The sequence below is a fragment of the uncultured Campylobacter sp. genome, assembly GCF_937996225.1.
Classification (GTDB): domain Bacteria; phylum Campylobacterota; class Campylobacteria; order Campylobacterales; family Campylobacteraceae; genus Campylobacter_B.
This window is the reverse complement of record NZ_CALKTC010000028.1, coordinates 1-15,929: the sequence shown is the minus strand read 5'-3', so window position 1 is coordinate 15,929 and position 15,929 is coordinate 1. Positions and strand designations below refer to the sequence as shown.

14 protein-coding genes and 1 pseudogene are annotated in these 15,929 nt (G+C 48.5%); all 15 read right to left on the bottom strand.

All coding sequences use genetic code 11. The features are described 5' to 3' along the window. Window positions 1–259: MazG nucleotide pyrophosphohydrolase domain-containing protein (locus Q0174_RS03635; protein ID WP_298041729.1), on the bottom strand; the 259-nt coding region annotated here is incomplete at its 3' end. 184 nt (window positions 260–443) lie between these two features. After that, the gene (locus Q0174_RS03630; protein ID WP_298041728.1) at window positions 444–998 is read right to left on the bottom strand and encodes a hypothetical protein; all 555 of its coding nucleotides are present in this window, start codon (window positions 996–998) and stop codon (window positions 444–446) included. Between the two features lie 132 nt (window positions 999–1,130). Next, window positions 1,131–2,114, bottom strand: a complete 984-nt coding sequence (locus Q0174_RS03625; protein WP_298041727.1) for a DnaJ domain-containing protein — start codon at window positions 2,112–2,114, stop codon at window positions 1,131–1,133. A gap of 3 nt (window positions 2,115–2,117) precedes the next feature. After that, a complete protein-coding gene (gene purL / locus Q0174_RS03620; RefSeq protein ID WP_298041726.1) occupies window positions 2,118–4,313 on the bottom strand; it encodes a phosphoribosylformylglycinamidine synthase subunit PurL in 2,196 nt (731 codons plus the stop codon). Window positions 4,314–4,377: 64 nt separating this feature from the next. Beyond that, window positions 4,378–5,166: a glycosyltransferase family 2 protein gene (locus Q0174_RS03615; protein ID WP_298041725.1), complete on the bottom strand. Its 789-nt coding sequence runs from the start codon at window positions 5,164–5,166 to the stop codon at window positions 4,378–4,380. Continuing rightward, on the bottom strand, window positions 5,130–5,921 hold the full coding sequence (locus tag Q0174_RS03610; RefSeq protein WP_298041724.1) for a polysaccharide deacetylase family protein: 792 nt from the start codon (window positions 5,919–5,921) through the stop codon (window positions 5,130–5,132). The genes Q0174_RS03615 and Q0174_RS03610 overlap by 37 nt, the downstream gene beginning before the upstream one ends. Further along, window positions 5,918–6,976, bottom strand: a complete 1,059-nt coding sequence (locus Q0174_RS03605; protein WP_298041723.1) for a glycosyltransferase — start codon at window positions 6,974–6,976, stop codon at window positions 5,918–5,920. Before Q0174_RS03605 ends, Q0174_RS03610 begins: the two co-directional genes overlap by 4 nt. Continuing rightward, window positions 6,964–8,166 carry a glycosyltransferase gene (locus tag Q0174_RS03600; RefSeq protein WP_298041722.1) on the bottom strand — a complete coding sequence of 401 codons (1,203 nt, stop codon included), beginning with the start codon at window positions 8,164–8,166 and terminating at the stop codon, window positions 6,964–6,966. Before Q0174_RS03600 ends, Q0174_RS03605 begins: the two co-directional genes overlap by 13 nt. Beyond that, a complete protein-coding gene (locus Q0174_RS03595; protein ID WP_298041721.1) occupies window positions 8,163–8,975 on the bottom strand; it encodes a polysaccharide deacetylase family protein in 813 nt (270 codons plus the stop codon). Before Q0174_RS03595 ends, Q0174_RS03600 begins: the two co-directional genes overlap by 4 nt. Continuing rightward, window positions 8,972–10,159, bottom strand: coding sequence for an O-antigen ligase family protein (locus Q0174_RS03590; protein ID WP_298041720.1), 1,188 nt, complete (start codon window positions 10,157–10,159; stop codon window positions 8,972–8,974). Before Q0174_RS03590 ends, Q0174_RS03595 begins: the two co-directional genes overlap by 4 nt. Next, window positions 10,156–11,232 carry a glycosyltransferase family 4 protein gene (locus Q0174_RS03585; RefSeq protein WP_298041719.1) on the bottom strand — a complete coding sequence of 359 codons (1,077 nt, stop codon included), beginning with the start codon at window positions 11,230–11,232 and terminating at the stop codon, window positions 10,156–10,158. Before Q0174_RS03585 ends, Q0174_RS03590 begins: the two co-directional genes overlap by 4 nt. Beyond that, complete coding sequence (locus tag Q0174_RS03580) at window positions 11,229–12,644, bottom strand: ELM1/GtrOC1 family putative glycosyltransferase (protein WP_298041718.1); 1,416 nt, start codon at window positions 12,642–12,644, stop codon at window positions 11,229–11,231. The genes Q0174_RS03585 and Q0174_RS03580 overlap by 4 nt, the downstream gene beginning before the upstream one ends. After that, on the bottom strand, window positions 12,614–13,495 hold the full coding sequence (locus tag Q0174_RS03575) for a lysophospholipid acyltransferase family protein (RefSeq protein WP_298041717.1): 882 nt from the start codon (window positions 13,493–13,495) through the stop codon (window positions 12,614–12,616). The genes Q0174_RS03580 and Q0174_RS03575 overlap by 31 nt, the downstream gene beginning before the upstream one ends. Before the next feature lie 59 nt (window positions 13,496–13,554). Next, the gene (gene mnmE / locus Q0174_RS03570; RefSeq protein ID WP_298041716.1) at window positions 13,555–15,303 is read right to left on the bottom strand and encodes a tRNA uridine-5-carboxymethylaminomethyl(34) synthesis GTPase MnmE; all 1,749 of its coding nucleotides are present in this window, start codon (window positions 15,301–15,303) and stop codon (window positions 13,555–13,557) included. Between the two features lie 2 nt (window positions 15,304–15,305). Continuing rightward, window positions 15,306–15,929: pseudogene (locus tag Q0174_RS03565) on the bottom strand (protein jag); the annotation flags it as partial.

Here is a 15,929-nt window from a genome sequence, read left to right as displayed (position 1 = left end):
CGTATTCATTAGCGATGGCAATTGTGTAATAAAACACATCAAAAACTTCCTCTTCGATAGTTCCTTTGATATTTTTCCCATTAAATCTCGTGTTTTTTCTAATATTTTCAGCAAGTTCCCCAAATTCTTCAATCAATTTTAAGACAATTCTCTGAATATTGTCCTTCTTTTCTCTTTCATTTCGCAAGTCTTCTTTTTCTTCCAGAGTCCCCTGTTCAATATGTTTAATTAAATATTGAACTTCCTTTAAAGTCATCATAATTTTTCACCCATTTCTTTACCATCATTTTAAAAAAATTATACAATTTTTTAGAAATATAGTCAAATCAATTTAATAAAATTTGGCAAGAAATCTCTTATTTTTACAAATAAAATTATTATACAAAAACTTTGTTAAAATTTTAACTTACTTTTTTTATTTCAAAATTATTTTGTTAGTTAAACTATATCTTAACTTGTTTTTCTAAAATTTTTTTATCCACATAAGATAACTTTTCATTAACGAAATTATACCTGGATGAAATTTTCCCCATTCCTTTTCTTGACATCAAAACATCATAACTATATGCCACGATCGGCTCGCCTCGTGAATATATAGTGATATACTCCTTTATATGTACATATTTTCCTGCGGACAATGCTTTACAAACGCCGTCATTATGGCTATAAGAGATCACTTTAATAAATTCGTTCGGAACGAATATTATCTCCGTAATTTTTTTAGAATTATGTTCCTTTGTCGCGCTGGGATCTATATAACCATTTCCCATTTCATCAGTATAAATGTGCGTACCAAGTCCCGGTGCCGTAAGATATTTGCCTAACACTTTGCCATTTTTATAGAGTTTTCCGTTATGGGCTCGGTATCTGGTGGAAATATTTTTGTCAAAGCTTAACATTGCGATATCTTCCGAGTCGGCAATTCCGTTTTGATCTTTTTTGCCCGCGCATCCTCCAAGCAGTGCCGCCAAAACGGCAAAAATTATAAAATTTTTCATTTATCACTCCTTAAATTTAATTTGACGCCGCGGATTTGATCCGCTTTTATCTGCGCACCTTGTCGCCGTCTCGCGATCTAACCTTAAAATTTCAAGGCGTTTTGCGCCCTCAAATTTTAAAATTTGCTCGCCCTACTTCTCGCCGAAGCGCTCCTTTAAAATTTTATACGCCTCGTTGATCTCCTGAAGCTTCTTCGTGCCCTCCTGGATGATCTCCTCGTCCGCGCCCTTGCCCATCAGGATGTCGGGGTGGTATTTTTTCACGAGCTCGCGATATTTTTTCTTAATCTCGCTAAACGTAGCGTCCTTGGAGAGTCCCAAAATTTCATACGGATCCCTTTTGCTTTTGGCAGAGCCTTGCGAGCCGCCCGAATAGCCGCCATATCCACTCGAATACCCGCCGCCGTATGAACCGCCCGAACTTTGCGAGCCTCCGTAGCCCGTACCCGCCGTGCCGCCATATCCGTAGCCGGTGCCACCGCCATAACTGCTGCTGCCGTAGCCACCGGTGCTTCTGCCGCCGTATTTGTCCCAATACCCGCCGCTTCTTGTGCTATAGCCGTCGTATTCGTCGTAAGCGGAGCTACTCTGCGCGCCGCCGTTTTCGTAATATGTGCCGTAAAAACTGCGCTCAAAGGTCGCGAATATCTGGCTTTGGATATGCTCCGCAATGCCCAACCCGTCGCAGATCTGCGAGATTGTGCGCCGCTCTGCCGCGCTAAAACCGCGATCGACGTAGGCTAAATTTAAAAAGAAATAGATTAGCCCCGTTTTGCGGCTCGGGCTCGGGCGGTAGGTTTGGTTATATTTTTCGGCGAGCTCGCGCGCGTTTGCGAGGTTTTCTTTCTCTAGCTTATAGACGAGCTTCAGCGCCTGGCGTTCGCGTTCGCCGGCACCCATTTGGCGCACCAAATCGTCTAAAATTTCGCTTATCATCGCGGCTTCGGACTCGCTTACGTACCCGTCGCTTTTGGCGACCTTGGCTAGAAGCGCTACTAAAATTTTAGCCTCTGCTAGCTGCATTTGAGCCTTGCCGCGATAGCCGGAGTTGCCGAAAGCCACGCCGATCTGCGCGAAAATATATAGCGCGATTAAAAGAAATATGATGCTAAGCACGCGCTAGTCTTCGCTCTTTACGATCTTAGCAAACTCGCCGAAGTAAATTTCTTTTAGCGCCTTTAGATTTTTACGGACGGAATTTATGCGAAACGCTTCGCCACCGCTGATGCCTAGGCGCATTAAGCTTAGCCCGTATTTTGCGGCCAGCTCTTTAAATTTCGCCTCGTCGCGGACGCCGAAAATCGCGCGCGAAAAGCTCTCGTCGAAAATATCTCTGCTATCATCGCAACTCATCTCAAACTCGCCGCCGATACCGCCTACGCACGCCATCTTCGCAAGCGTGATCGCCACGCCGCCGATACCTACTGAGTTTGCAAATTCCAAAACCCCACTCCTGCCCGCCTCGATCGCGAAGTCCCACAAAGCGCGCTCTGCTTTTAAATTTAGCTCCGGCAGGCTGCCTGCGACGCGATTTTCCACTGCTTTCATATAAAGCGAGCCCGCAAAAACGCCCTTCGTATCGCCCGCCAGATAGACGCTCACGCCGCTAGCGCAAAAATCGCTAGGGATGATCTCGCCCTCGTTTGTGCCCACGCACACGATCGCGGGAGTGGGCTGGATGCTAACGCCGCCCGTTTCATTATATAGGCTTACGTTGCCGCTTACGACGGGAGTATTTAGTGCGGCGCAAGCCTGCTTGATCCCCTCGCAGCCCTGCGCGAACTGCCACATAACCTCTGGATTTTGCGGATTGCCGTAGTTTAGGCAGTCGGTGATAGCTAGAGGGGTCGCGCCGCTCATCGCGACCTTTCGCCCCGCCGACGCTACCGCAAGCGCTGCGCCTATGCGAGGATGGACGTAATTCATCCTCGTGTTGCAGTCCGCAGCCATCGCGAGCTTTACGCCGTTTTGCTTAACTCGCATCACCGTAGCGCCCAGCATACCGGGACGCTTGGCGGAATTTAACCCCACGTTGGCGTCATATTGATCGTAGATGTAGGATTTATTTAACACTTCAGGGTCCTCAAAAATTTTATCAAACGCCGCGTCCAGCTCGCGCTCGCTTGCGCCGCAGCCGCATAAATTTTGCCGCGCGATCTGCGCCATATATGCAGGCTCTTTTATCGGACGATCCAGCACGGGCGCTGCCTCGCTAAGCGGCTCGATCGGGATAACGCCTGCTAGCTCGCCGTGCCAAAAAAGCTCCATCTTGCCGCTATCGGTCACCTCGCCGATGACGGCGGCATCCAGATCCCATTTGGCAAAAATTTCTTTGATTTTCTCCTCGCAGCCCTTTTTGGCGCAGATCAGCATACGCTCTTGGCTCTCGCTTAGCATCAGCTCATACGGGCTCATCCCCTCTTCGCGCATCGGTACGCGGTCCAAATTTAACCTCATGCCGCTGCCGCTGCGCCCCGCCATCTCAAAGCTACTCGAAGTAAGCCCCGCCGCACCCATATCCTGGATACCCACGACGTAGTCGGTTTTAAAAAGCTCCAAGCACGCCTCCATCAGCAGCTTTTCGGCGAACGGATCGCCCACCTGCACGGTCGGGCGTAGAGATTTGTTCGCGTCGTTGAAGCTATCGCTCGCCATCACGGCTCCGCCGAGGCCGTCGCGACCGGTCTTAGAGCCCACGTAGATCACGCTGTTGCCCACGCCTTCGGCCCTGCCGTAGAAAATTTCATCCTTTTTAACGATACCCAGCGCAAAGGCATTAACCAAAATATTGCCGTCAAAGCTCTTATCAAAGCTTGTTTCGCCGCCGATCGTAGGGATGCCCATGCAGTTGCCGTAGTGAGCGATGCCGGCAACCGCGCCCTTAAGCAGATAGCGCTGCTTTCTGGCGTTTTCGCTGCTTCCTCGCACCTCGCCGAAACGAAGCGAGTTCATATTGGCTTCGACGCGCGCGCCCATCGTAAAGATATCGCGCAGTATCCCGCCCACGCCTGTCGCAGCGCCCTGAAAAGGCTCGATGAAGCTTGGGTGGTTATGGCTTTCCATCTTAAAAACCGCGGCCATGCCGCCGCCGATGTCGATGACGCCTGCATTTTCGCCGGGGCCCTGGATGACCCAAGGCGCCTTGATCGGGAAGTCGCTTAAGTATTTTTTGCTCGATTTGTAGCTGCAGTGCTCGCTCCACATCGCGCTAAAAATCCCAAGCTCGAGCAGATTCGGCTCGCGACCTAAAATTTTTAAAATTTTTTCATATTCTTCGTCTGAAATTTTATGTGCCGCTACTACTTTTTTATCCATTTTTTCGCCCTTTTCGCCGTTAAATTTAAGTCGTAATAATAACTAAAATTTTCTATCATTTCGATTAATCTTCGCCCTTTTTAAGATACTTCTCGTAAAGTTTCGCCTCTTTTAAAAACGCGTAAAACGCGTTAATGTTTGCCGTGATAAATCCTTTGCGCCCGTCAAAAAGCGATCTTCGCAAAATGTATGATTTAAAAAATGCAAACGGATAGATCAGCAAAAGCTTCGCAAGGCTCGGCTTTTTGCCCTTTTCAAAATCCCCCTGCGCGCGTAGCGTAGAGTAGTTGTTGTTTTTCGTAACGAGCTCGGCGATCGGCTTTTCACTAAAGTGATTGATGCAAAATTTGCTCTTTTTTACAGCGCCTTTTATGATCGAAATTTGCGCATGCACCCCCATATTTTTATACTCGCCGCACTCCTTGCGAAAGAAGCGGATGTGGGTGTTTTTGCGCACGAGATCCGAGCACTTGCGCCCTAGCGAGTATTCGTGAAATTTAATATCCAGCGCCGAGTAATCGCTCTGGCTCATAAACTCCTCTATCTCGCCCTTTAGCTCAGGACTTACCTCCTCGTCGCCGTCGAGATTTAGTACCCATTCGTTGCTACATAGCGAAAATGCGTAGTTTTTCTGCACCCCCTCGCCCTGCCAGTCGTGATGGTAAATTTTATCGGTAAATTTACGCGCGATTTGCAGCGTGGCATCGGTGCTGCCGCTATCGACGATTATGATCTCGGCGAAATCCGCCACGCTACGCAGCATACGCTCGATGTGGCGCTCCTCATTCATTACTATCGCATAAACGGACGCTTTAATCACAGTTTGTTCCTTATCCTCGTAAATTTCAGCCAAAAATCAAAAAACCCCTCCGTACCCAAAATGCCGATACGCTTTACGGCGTATTTGTCGTCGCCCGCTTCGTAAAGTCCGCGCTTGACGACCACCGCGCCTTTAAAATTTGATCTGGCGATATTTAAAATTTCGTCGTTAAATTTACCGTAGGGGTAGGCAAACACCTCGCACGGCTGAGCGCAAATACGTGCTACGCGAGCCTTGGATGCGATGATCTCATCTGCGGCGAGCTGTGGATCGCTCGCGTAGGTAAGGTCTAAATTTACGTGGTGCATCGTATGCGCGCCAAACTCCACCAGCCCGCTTGCTTGCATTTTTAAAATTTGCTCCTCGCTCAGCATCCGCGCAAGATGAGCGGTGTTAGCGCGCTCCCAGTCGTTTTGCGCGGCGTCCGGCACCAAAAATATGCTCGCTTTGAAATCGTATTTTTTCAAAATTTCAAAGGCGCTAGTAAAATTATTTTCAAACCCATCGTCGAATGTGATGCAAACCGCCTTTTTAGGCAGCCGCTCTAACGCAATAAGCTCGCTAAACTTAAAGCTGCTAAAGCCGTTTTTCGCAAGCCACGCGATTTGTCTTTCAAAATCCGCAGGCTTCAGCCGCCATTTATCGAATTTATCGCCCTTGTGCTCCTCTACACTATGATACATCAGCACCCGCGCCTTATGCCAGCCCTGCGGGATCCGCCACCAGTTATACCGCAGCGAAACGCCCGCTGCGGCGGCAAAGATCAGAAAAGCCACAAAATAAATCATCTGAATTTCTCTCCGTTTTTATAGACGAACTCGCACCACTCGTAAGGCTCGCTAAGCGTCAAGCCAAACGTTAGCTCCAGCATAAATTTAGATACGCGCGTAGCATTTACGATTTCTAGCGCCCTAGCCCGCCCGCTTCTGCCGATAGCTTCGAAACTTCCGTTTTGTAAGCATTCCTTGATCTTGGCAAAACAATCCTCTACATCGCTAAAATATACGACATCGCGCCCGTTCGCAAAAAGTCTATCCAAGCCCTTTATAGCGGGGCTGAATGTGCAAACTCCGCACCCCATAAATTGAGCCATTCGATCGGATGAGTATAAAATTTTATTTTGATTCGGTTTCCAAACGCCGTCATCCGCGTTAAAATTTATCGCTATTTTAGAGCGCGAAATTTCTTGCTGAAACCGCTCCCCAAATACAAAGGGCTCGCCTAAACTTCCGTAAATTTTAATATTTATGCCCTCTTTGGCGCATAGTTGCTTTAGAGTCTCGATAAATTCCTTTCTGTTAGGCAGGTAGTCGTTGCCGATATAAAGGACGTCGTGGCTCTTTTCCGACTCAAAATTTCTATCGAATGCGGCATCCGAGATATTGGGCATAAACGAAACCAAAGTATTTGGATTGCGGCGCGAAATTTCCGCCAGATCCGTAGCATTAGTGCAAAAAAACGTATCGGCTAGGGAAATTTTATTAAAATCGCTGCTATCGGCGCTTCTTAAATCCGCATACCACTGAATTATTTTGATCTTCGGCAGTAGCTTTTTGATGCGGCTTAGAGTATCAAATTTTATCTTTTCGCCCTTGCCGATTAGAAGCAGATCGGCGCCGATGTTTTCACAGATACGCACGAGTTTGGCGTTCATTTTAGCTAACCCGCTGTTTTTCAGCCCGCAAAAGCGCAAGCTTCGCTCCCAATCGCGGTAGCTAAAATCATAGACGAAGTGCCCGCCGCGGATGAGCCCGTGGCTGATTTTGCGCTCCATGCCGTAGAAAAAACTGCCGTCGTCGTATTCGTTGAAAATGCCGCAATGCACGATCTTTAGGCTTCGCATAACAGCTCCTCGTAGTAATTTTTAAGCGAGCTAATATAATTTTGCAGCGTCAAAGTTTGCTTAAGACCAGCGTGTTTTTGCGCAAAAGCCCAGGCGTATTTACCGTAAGTGCGGTAAATTTCATCGATTTTAGCGCCCAGAGCCGCCGCCTCGCATAAAAACTCCTCGCTTAAAATTTCCGAAATTCCGCCCACGCGGGTAGATATCAGCACGGGCGAATAAAAAATACCTTCGATCAAAATCACCGGAAAGCCCTCCTTGCGCGAGCTGATGACGTGCAGGTGCGACGCAGCAAGCGCAGCTGCAACGTCGTCGCAAAAGCCGCATAGCCGCACGCGGTCCTGCAATTTTAGCGAATCGATTAAATTTTGCAAATTTTGCCTCTCGCCGCCCTGCCCGTAAATTTTAAGCTCGAAATTAAATTTCAGCTCGCTTGCGGCGCGGATCAAAAGATCAAAACCCTTGATCTTATCGAGCCTGCCGACCGCGACGATGCTAAATTTAAAATTTTCCGGCTCCGCGTTTGCGCCCTGTTGCGATACGAATACACTGCCAGTTTTATTTTGCGATACGTCCGCATCAAAAGCCCTATCTTGCGATACACTCGCCCCATCAGGCGTATCTTGCGACGCAAATGCAACGCCAGCCGAGTCGCCGCGCGCATCTTTTTCCCCCTCAAGCGCCTTATTTGCGGCGCCCTCTGCATCCTTGCAGCGCGCTAAAATTTTATGATTTGCAAACTCCAGCCGCGGCTCTATGCCGAAATATATCACCTTCGCGGCGTGATTTATCGTGGTTGCGACCTTGCGCGAGGCCGCGATGACGTTTCGCACGCGATCGAAAACGGGCGCCTTGCGGTCGTTGTGCTTGGTCGCAACGAGCTTAAGATTTAAAAATTTTTCTACTACGAAGCCGATCTGCGCGGCTTTGGCGCCGTGCGAATGTAAAATTTCAAATCCGCCCGAGCGTAAAAACCGATAAATTTCAACGAACAAAAACAGATTGTAGCGCTTATCGTGGCTTTTGTACTGATAAATTTGCACGCGAGCATCCAGACGCTGCAAAAACTCGCATCTAGCAGGCACGATCAGCGCCGCGTGCTCGCTTTTGCAAAGCTCATTTAGCGAGTCAATCACGATCTTTTCGACGCCGCCGTAAAATCTGGAGCAGCAAAGATAGGCGATTTTCATCTATTTCTGCCCTTTTTCATCTTCAAAATGAAGCTAAAAAGCCCCTGTCTGCCGCTAACCATGATGCGCGGAATTTCTAGGCTTGAATAGTGCGGGCGCAACACGTCGTTTTTCGTCGTAACGGCGCAGCTAAAGCCCGCCTCGTGCGCGCAGCGGACGCTAATCTCGTCGTAAAAGCCGAACGGATAGGCAAATGCGCTGCAAGAGATGTCAAATTTCGCCTCTATTTCGCGCTTTGATTCGCTCATCTGGCGCAGCTGCTCTGCCGCGTCCAAGCTAGGCAAGTTCGCGTGATCGAGCGTATGCGAGCCGATCTCGATGAGCCCGCTTTGCAAAAGCTCGCGAACCTCCTGATCGCTTAGCATCTGTTCGCGATTTAGCTCGTCGCTTGATTTTTTCAGATCTTTATCGGTCGCCCAATTCCCGTCAAAGCGCCGGTTCACGATGAAAATCGTCGCCTTAAAGCCGTATTTTTGAAGTATCGGCAGGGCGCTCGCGAAATTATCGCGATACCCATCGTCGAAGGTAATACAAACCGCCTTTGCGGGCTTTTTATCCAAGCTTGCAAGCTCGCTTAGAGTGTAGCTCGTAAAGCCGTTTCGCTTCAACCACGCAAGCTGTTTTTCAAACGCGGCGGGGGTCACGCGCAGGCGGTTAAATTTAGAGGCGTGCTTTGGCAGATGCTCGCGGATCATATGATACATCAGCACGCGCGGATATTCGTAGGGCAGGTCCTTTGCCCACCACGCAAAGCGCAGGCAAAACCACGCAAAAAGCGCCGCAAAAGCCAAAACCGCCGCGTAGATCATCGCTCGATCCTCATGCGATAGGCCAAAAAGCTTAGTATCGTAGCCAGGCTTAGCGCTTCTTTCGACAGATACGCGCCGTGATCGAACTGACAATCTATCAAAAGATAGATTAGAAGCGTGAGAACCCCAAACTGCCTGCTTCGGATGCACTCCTTAAAAACGCAAAATAAAATCAAGCCGTAAAAGATGAGGCCGAGTGCGCCGCTATAAAGTAAAATTTCTAAAAATAGATTGTGCGGTGCGTTGTATTCGGGATGCTCAAGAACCGGGGAGCCCGGCAAATTTATATATGAGCCCAGCCCGTAGCCCAAGATAGGCTTTTGCTGCGCCATTTCTAAAATATAGCTCCAAATCACGGTCCTACCAGAAGAATCGCCGCTAAATAGTGCTGCTAGCCTTTGTTCAAACGAAGGCGAAAGCGCGAGCAAAACGGCAAAAAGCGCGATGAAACATACCGTGAAAAGCAGGTATTTTTTGTTTAGACTCTTTAAATTTAGCGCGCCGTAAAACACAAGCGCGCAAAACGCGCCGACCCACGCCGCTCTGGAAAATGAAAAGATCATAAAAAACGCGAATAAAAATAGAGCTGCAAATTTAAGCGCTAAAGGCCGCCGTATCGCCGCCGCGCTAAGGCAGAGCCCAAAGCCCATAAAAAGCCCTAAGATATTGCGGTTCGAAAGCGCTCCGCTAAGACCTCCGCGAACAGAGTCGCTTGAAAAGACGATTGCGTCGCTGCTACTTGCAAACTGATAGATCACGCTCACCGATAAAATTCCAAGCCCCACGAACAAAAAGGCGAAAATGGTGTTTTCATCAAAAAATTTAAGCTTATAAAAATAACAAAGCGCCAAAAATATCGCGCCGTATCGAAGGATGAAAAATAGCGTGCTCTGCCATGCTTTTTTTGAGATAACAGCCTCGTTTAGGAGGTTTGAGATCGCTAGCGTCGCCACTAAACAGACAAAGCAGATCGCGATAAATCGCGTTTTTTTCAAAATTTCGCTTAGAATTTCGTAGTTTTTAAAATACAATAGATGCACTAAAAAGAGTAAATTTAGCGCCGCAAAAGAGATCTGATAGACCGCGTTTTTGAAAAACAGCGACGCGCACCAAAGAAGTAGCAGCGTTAAAAATGTGATCCTCCAGCCGCTAAGCGCGCCGTTTTCGTAAAAAAATTTTTTCATATTAAACTCTCATAAACCTTTATCGTTTTTTCTACCATCTGCTCTAGGCTGAAGTTTTGCGAAACGTAGCCGTAGCCGTCAAATTTCAGCTCGCGCGCGGGGGCAAACAGCCCCGCCAGCGCCTGCGCGTCGCCTACGTCAAAAAAATAGCCGTTTTCGCCCTCTTTGATAATATCGAGCGCGCCGCCGTGGCGGGTCGCAATCACCGGGCAATTCAGCGCGATCGCCTCAGCCATCGAGCGCCCGAAACTCTCGGGCTTACTCGAAGCGCTTACCATGACCGACGAGAGCGAGTAAATTTCGGCTACCTTGCTCTGCGAGCCCGCAAAAATTACGCGCTCGCCCAGTCCAAGCCCCTCTACGAGCGATTTTAGTTCCGAAAAATACTCGTCACGATCCGCTCTCACGCCGCCTACGATCAAAATTTTAAGATTTTGTTCGCTTGCCAAAGCCGCGGCGCGGATTAGGGTTTTGTAATCCTTAATCTGCGTGATGCGCCCCACGGCAGAGACGATGAAATCATCCTGCGCGAGGTTAAAATTCTGCCGAAATTCCGCGATAAAGCGCTCGTCTAAATTTTTGGGATTAAATTTTTCTAGATCGATGCCGCGCGGAATGATCGTGATCTTGGCTGCATCCGTGCCGTAGCTTCGCACCACGTGATCGCGCGCATAGCTGCTAGGACAGATGATCGCGTCCGCATCCGTCATGATTTTGCTGTAGAAATTTACGGAATTTATCCCATGCACGGTGCTTACGATCTTTGCTTCGGGGCGAGCAAATTTAACCATCCACGCCGGCACGCGGGAGCGAACATGCACGATGTCGGGAGAAATTTCGCTTAAAATTTTACGCAGCTTTAAAACGCGCGCCGGAGCGCTTAGGATACTTTTGGAGCAAACGTCGAGCTGCACGTGCACGCCGCCCTCGTTTTCTATCTCGGGCGCCAATTTGCCGCCGTTACTGATAACGAAATTTTCGATGCCGCGCCGCGCAAACTCCCTATTTAGCTCGACTACGCCGCGCTCGACGCCGCCTTCGTTCAGCTCTGGCAAAATTTGCACGACCTTCATATTTTTATCTCCCTCACAAACGCCCCAAGATCGTACTTCGCAGTCTTTTTTAACGCTTCGTCATAGCGCCTAGCATGACCCGTAGAAACGAGAGCGCTTATAAAATCGTCAAATTTATTATGAGCGACTTTGCGCTTTAGGCTCAAAATAGCTATGCTCGCGCTCCCGTTAGATGCAGCCTCGCTTATCATCGAGACGCTGTCCTCGCTGATGAAGACCCACTCGCACTGCGCCAAAAAATCGCCGATCGGATTTACGGGCTCGCGGCTGTAAATCACGCTGTAATCCCAGCCAAGCTTTTCTAGCGCGCTTTCGGTAGCCTGCGGCGTGCGCGGAGAAGTCGTTAGCGCAAACTCGCAGTCCGCAAACTGCGCCCTTACGCCCTCGATCTGCTTTAAAATTTCATCCCCCATCTCAAAGCAGGAATTCGGCCCGCCGATGATAAATCCTACCGCCTTGCGCTGCGGCTGGTACAGCCCCTGCGGGCGCGAGAAGCTAAGCGAGACGGGCAAAATTTTAAGGTTCGCACTCGGCTTTGGGCGATCATGCGCGCCTGCGATGATGACGCTAAAATCCTTGCGGTAGCCTTTCGGATACATCAGCGCTACGCTCGGCTTTGCGTATCTGCGCGCGTAAAATTTCAGCGCGTAATAGCTCGTAGAGCCCGCTCCTACGAACAGATCAAAATCTGCGAAATTTAAATTGCGATCCGATACGGCGTCTGAATTAGTGCCGTTCGGCGCAGCGTCTAAATTTGCGCTATCCGGCGCGGCGGGACTGTTTAAATTTGATCCATTTTTGCAGTCCGCCGCCGTGCCGCCCCCGCAGAGATCGCACTTAAAAATTTTAAAATAAAGCCCAAAAAAATCAAGCGCGTAGGAGCAGAGTTTAAGAAGCTTGTTTGCGTAAGCGATCTTGCAAATGCAAAACTCAAGCCCTCTTAGCTCGCAAAATGCGATGCTTTGATTCTCGTGTCCCTTGCGGCTGTCGCTTAAGATGAGTGCTTTTCGATGCGAATTTTTTGCTGCGGGCGGATTTGCGCAGGAGCTTTCGCTGTTTAAATTTAGAGAGCCGCTGCCTGCGCGCCACGCGCAATCTAAGGCGTCGGGTCTTAAATTTTTAACTCTAAAATTTTCACGCCGCAAAGCACAAGAGGAGCCGCCGCAAACCGATATGAAATTTTTGAGGTCTAAATTTTTGCCTGCTGGCACGGCGGCGGCGATCGCTACGAAATTTTCGCGATATAAAATTTTACCCGCTCGCGCAGCGGCACGTAAATTTTCGACGCTTTGCTCTTTTGCAAAAAGGCGCGAGCCCTGCGGCGCGGATAAATTTCTCGCGATGCCCTGTTTGCTCTCGCCTCTTGAAATTTGCTGCGCCATCAGTCCATCTTCCATCGTTTGTGTATCCAAAACCACTGCTGCGGCGCGGTTCGCACGACCTCTTCGAAAATGTCGTTGCACTTTTGCGTGATAAATAGCTCGGCTTCGTCCTTATTTAGCCCTTCAGGTAGCGGCGGGAAATCCTTGATCACGATCTCATAGCGATTATCCGTGCCGCGCCGCGCAAAGATCGGGATCAGCACGGGATGAAATTTCAAATAAAGCGACGCGATAGTCTTCGTGGTGTAGCACTGCCGTCCAAAAAAGGTCGTAATCAGGCTGTTTTTAGGGCCTGGCTTTTGATCGGGCAGAATGCCTACGTTGCGCCCCTGCTTTAGCGCCTGCACGAGCCTGCGCATCGCATCGTCCTTGTAAATAAGGTCGTTGCCGTAGCGCTCGCGAAACGGCGCCACGAGCCGCTCCTCGATCAACTCATTATCGCTGCGACGCCCGACTACCGAGACGGGAAAGCCATTGGCGCCGAAAAAATTAGCTAGAATTTCCCAATTTCCAAAATGCGCCGTAAAAAATAAAATCCCGTGCGGATTATCACCTTTTAGCTCTCGGACGCGCTCTAGCGCCTGCTCGCCGTTTGAAATCAGATCATCAAATTTTAGTCTGCCATTGTAAAATAAAAGCGTGTCGGTAAGCGTCCTAGCGATACTGCGAAAATTATCAATCGCAAGAGCGTGAAGCTCACTTTCGCTTTTTTGCGGATAGGCGGCGCGAAGGTTATCCTGCGCGACTTTAACGCGCCTGCTAAGCTTCCACGATGCAAAAAGTGCGAGCTTATCGAAAAATGCAAATATGAAGCTTTTCGGCGCGAATTTTGCAAATTTTATCAGACCCAGCGCCAAAAAATATTGGATTTTTTCCTTCATAAAGACCTCGTTTTAAATGCGAGATTATATTGAATTTTGGCTAATTAGTAGCTAAAACGCTATTTGCCGAGGCAAAAATTGCTAAACATTTCATCTAGAATTTCGTCTCGCTCAAATGGACGCGAAATACGTGCAATCGCCTCAATCGCGCGATTTATCTCAAATGCAAAAAGCTCAAGCTCGCCGCAAGACAGGCGCTCGCTCGCGTTTTTAAGAGCCGCAAGCGCGCTCTCGCAAGATAGAATTTGCCGCTCGTTGCTTAGCATAAGGCCATCGAAATTTTGAGAATTTAAGTAGCTCTCAAGCGCAGTTAAAATTTTATCCACGCCCTCGTTTGCAGAAATTTCAAGTGGCGTAAAAATGAAATTTGCTTGGGTATTTTGCCTAACGGGATTTATTGCAGAGCTATTAGGCGCGATGGAATTTGCAGAATTTTGTTTAGAATCATCTTTCGTAAAATTCCCCGCAGCACAGCTTGCAGTAGCGCACTCGGTATTGGGCGACGCTAGTCCCGCTTTTGCGGCGAAATTCTGTTCCTTTGGATTTATGGAATTCGCAAGGGCTATTTGGCTTGTAGGCGCGGAATTTGTGGAAGTAGAATTTTGCGCGCTTAAGTCACGCTTTAAATTTTTAGCTTTTAAATTCTGCGCGCAGGAATTTAAAGAAGCGTCGCAGGTTCGACTTTGCTTTAAATTTTCGGCTGTGAAATTCTCCGGTATGGGATTTTTGACTGCGAAATTGTTTGCAGAAAAAGCCTCTAAATCCTCGTCAAGATCCTCCGCGCTAGGATGAAATTTACGCGGCAAGTCACATTTATTTAAAACGTAGATGATTTTTTTGCCTTTTTGTTCGCGCAGTATTTTTAGGATCTGCGCGTCCTCAGCATCCCATTCGCGACTTGCGTCAAACACTGCCAAAATCACGTCTGCCTCGCTTGCAGCGCGAAGCGAATATGAAATGCCGATACTTTCAAGCTTTGAGCCGCTGTGTCTGATACCTGCGGTATCGACTATACGGATTAGATGAGTGCCTATTTGCAAGCTTTCTTCGATAAGATCGCGCGTAGTGCCCGCTTCGTCGCTCACGATGGCGCGACTAAAGCTCAGCATAGAATTTAAAATGCTTGATTTACCGACATTGGGCTTACCTACGATCGCCACCTTAAAGCCCTCGATCAACCCCTTGCGACTGCGGCTTATGCGGGTGATTTTTCCCAGGCTTTTTATATTTTCATCCAGCATCTTTTGCGAGCTTTGCAGCACATCTGCGGGCAGATCGTCCTCTGCGTAGTCGATGCAAACCTCGACAAAAGCTAGCGTCTTAACCAGAGCCGCGCGCAGATTTGCGACGAAGTCTGCCAGCTCGCCGCGCAGGTTTCTAGCTAAAATTTTAGCCGCACTTTGTGAGCGAGAATTTATAAGATCGCTTATGGCTTCGGCTTTACTAAGATCCATTTTACCGTTTAAAAACGCTCGCTTACTAAACTCGCCCGGATTTGCTATGCGCGCACCCAGAGCCAGCACGGCATCTAACGCCAAGGACGAAGCCGTAAAGCCGCCGTGGGTCTGCACTTCTACGACATCCTCGCCGGTAAAGCTATGCGGAGCCTTGAAATATATCAAAATCGCCTCGCCGAACGCTTCGCCGCTCGCGTCAAAAAGATTTACAAGCGTGGCATAGCGAGGGCGCAAAGAACTACGATGTGAAAGGCTTAGAGCGATAGATAGCGCTTCCTCGCCTGAAATTCTAACTATGCAAATTCCACCGATGCCGTGAGCCGTAGCGATAGCGGCGATAGTCTCGCTCACGATTAGCTTTTTTCGTCTACGATGACGATTTTGCCGCTACGCGTGGATTTGATACCCACAAAACGATCCGGATATGCTTGTTTTAGCTTGTCGGCTACGATTTTGATAAATGCGCCATCAAAAGCCTTCGTGACGATACGCTCATTTCCAGAGCGTTCCACGAGCGCATTTACATAAGAATCGATAAATCGTTCTTGATTTTGTAAAAATTCCGCGACTTCAAACACGACTGCGAGGTTGTATCTGATGCTGATCCAATTATAGATCATATATGAAAGCGCCTTGTAGCGGTGTCCCTCTTTGCCTATCAAAAGCGCGCTATCCTCGCCTTGCAGCTTGATATAGACGGTATTTTCGTCGATTTTGCTAACATCGCTAACTTCGATATTAAACTCACTTGATCTGAAAAGTGCAGATAGCTTCTCTTTGATATCGAATAGAATTTCATCCGTCACAACGCCCTTTTGCTTTTCTTTGCGATGTTTAGAATGCGTGGCGCGCGGACTTTGAGACTCTGATTTGTCGCCCTGCCTTTTCTCTGCTTTGCCGGTTTTGCTTTGAGAGGCGTTAAATTCCGGATTTTCGCTAAATTTCTCCCCTTCCAAAACCGCTTCTATTACAGCATT

Bases quoted from the DNA above. Each gene is read 5' to 3' on its own strand.
- Q0174_RS03610 (WP_298041724.1), bottom strand. From the start codon at position 5,921: ATGATTTATTTTGTGGCTTTTCTGATCTTTGCCGCCGCAGCGGGCGTT.
- Q0174_RS03585 (WP_298041719.1), bottom strand. From the start codon at position 11,232: ATGAAGGTCGTGCAAATTTTGCCAGAGCTGAACGAAGGCGGCGTCGAG.
- Q0174_RS03605 (WP_298041723.1), bottom strand. From the start codon at position 6,976: ATGCGAAGCCTAAAGATCGTGCATTGCGGCATTTTCAACGAATACGAC.
- purL (WP_298041726.1), bottom strand. From the start codon at position 4,313: ATGGATAAAAAAGTAGTAGCGGCACATAAAATTTCAGACGAAGAATAT.
- Q0174_RS03600 (WP_298041722.1), bottom strand. From the start codon at position 8,166: ATGAAAATCGCCTATCTTTGCTGCTCCAGATTTTACGGCGGCGTCGAA.
- Q0174_RS03575 (WP_298041717.1), bottom strand. From the start codon at position 13,495: ATGAAGGAAAAAATCCAATATTTTTTGGCGCTGGGTCTGATAAAATTT.
- Q0174_RS03630 (WP_298041728.1), bottom strand. From the start codon at position 998: ATGAAAAATTTTATAATTTTTGCCGTTTTGGCGGCACTGCTTGGAGGA.
- Q0174_RS03595 (WP_298041721.1), bottom strand. From the start codon at position 8,975: ATGATCTACGCGGCGGTTTTGGCTTTTGCGGCGCTTTTTGCGTGGTTT.
- Q0174_RS03590 (WP_298041720.1), bottom strand. From the start codon at position 10,159: ATGAAAAAATTTTTTTACGAAAACGGCGCGCTTAGCGGCTGGAGGATC.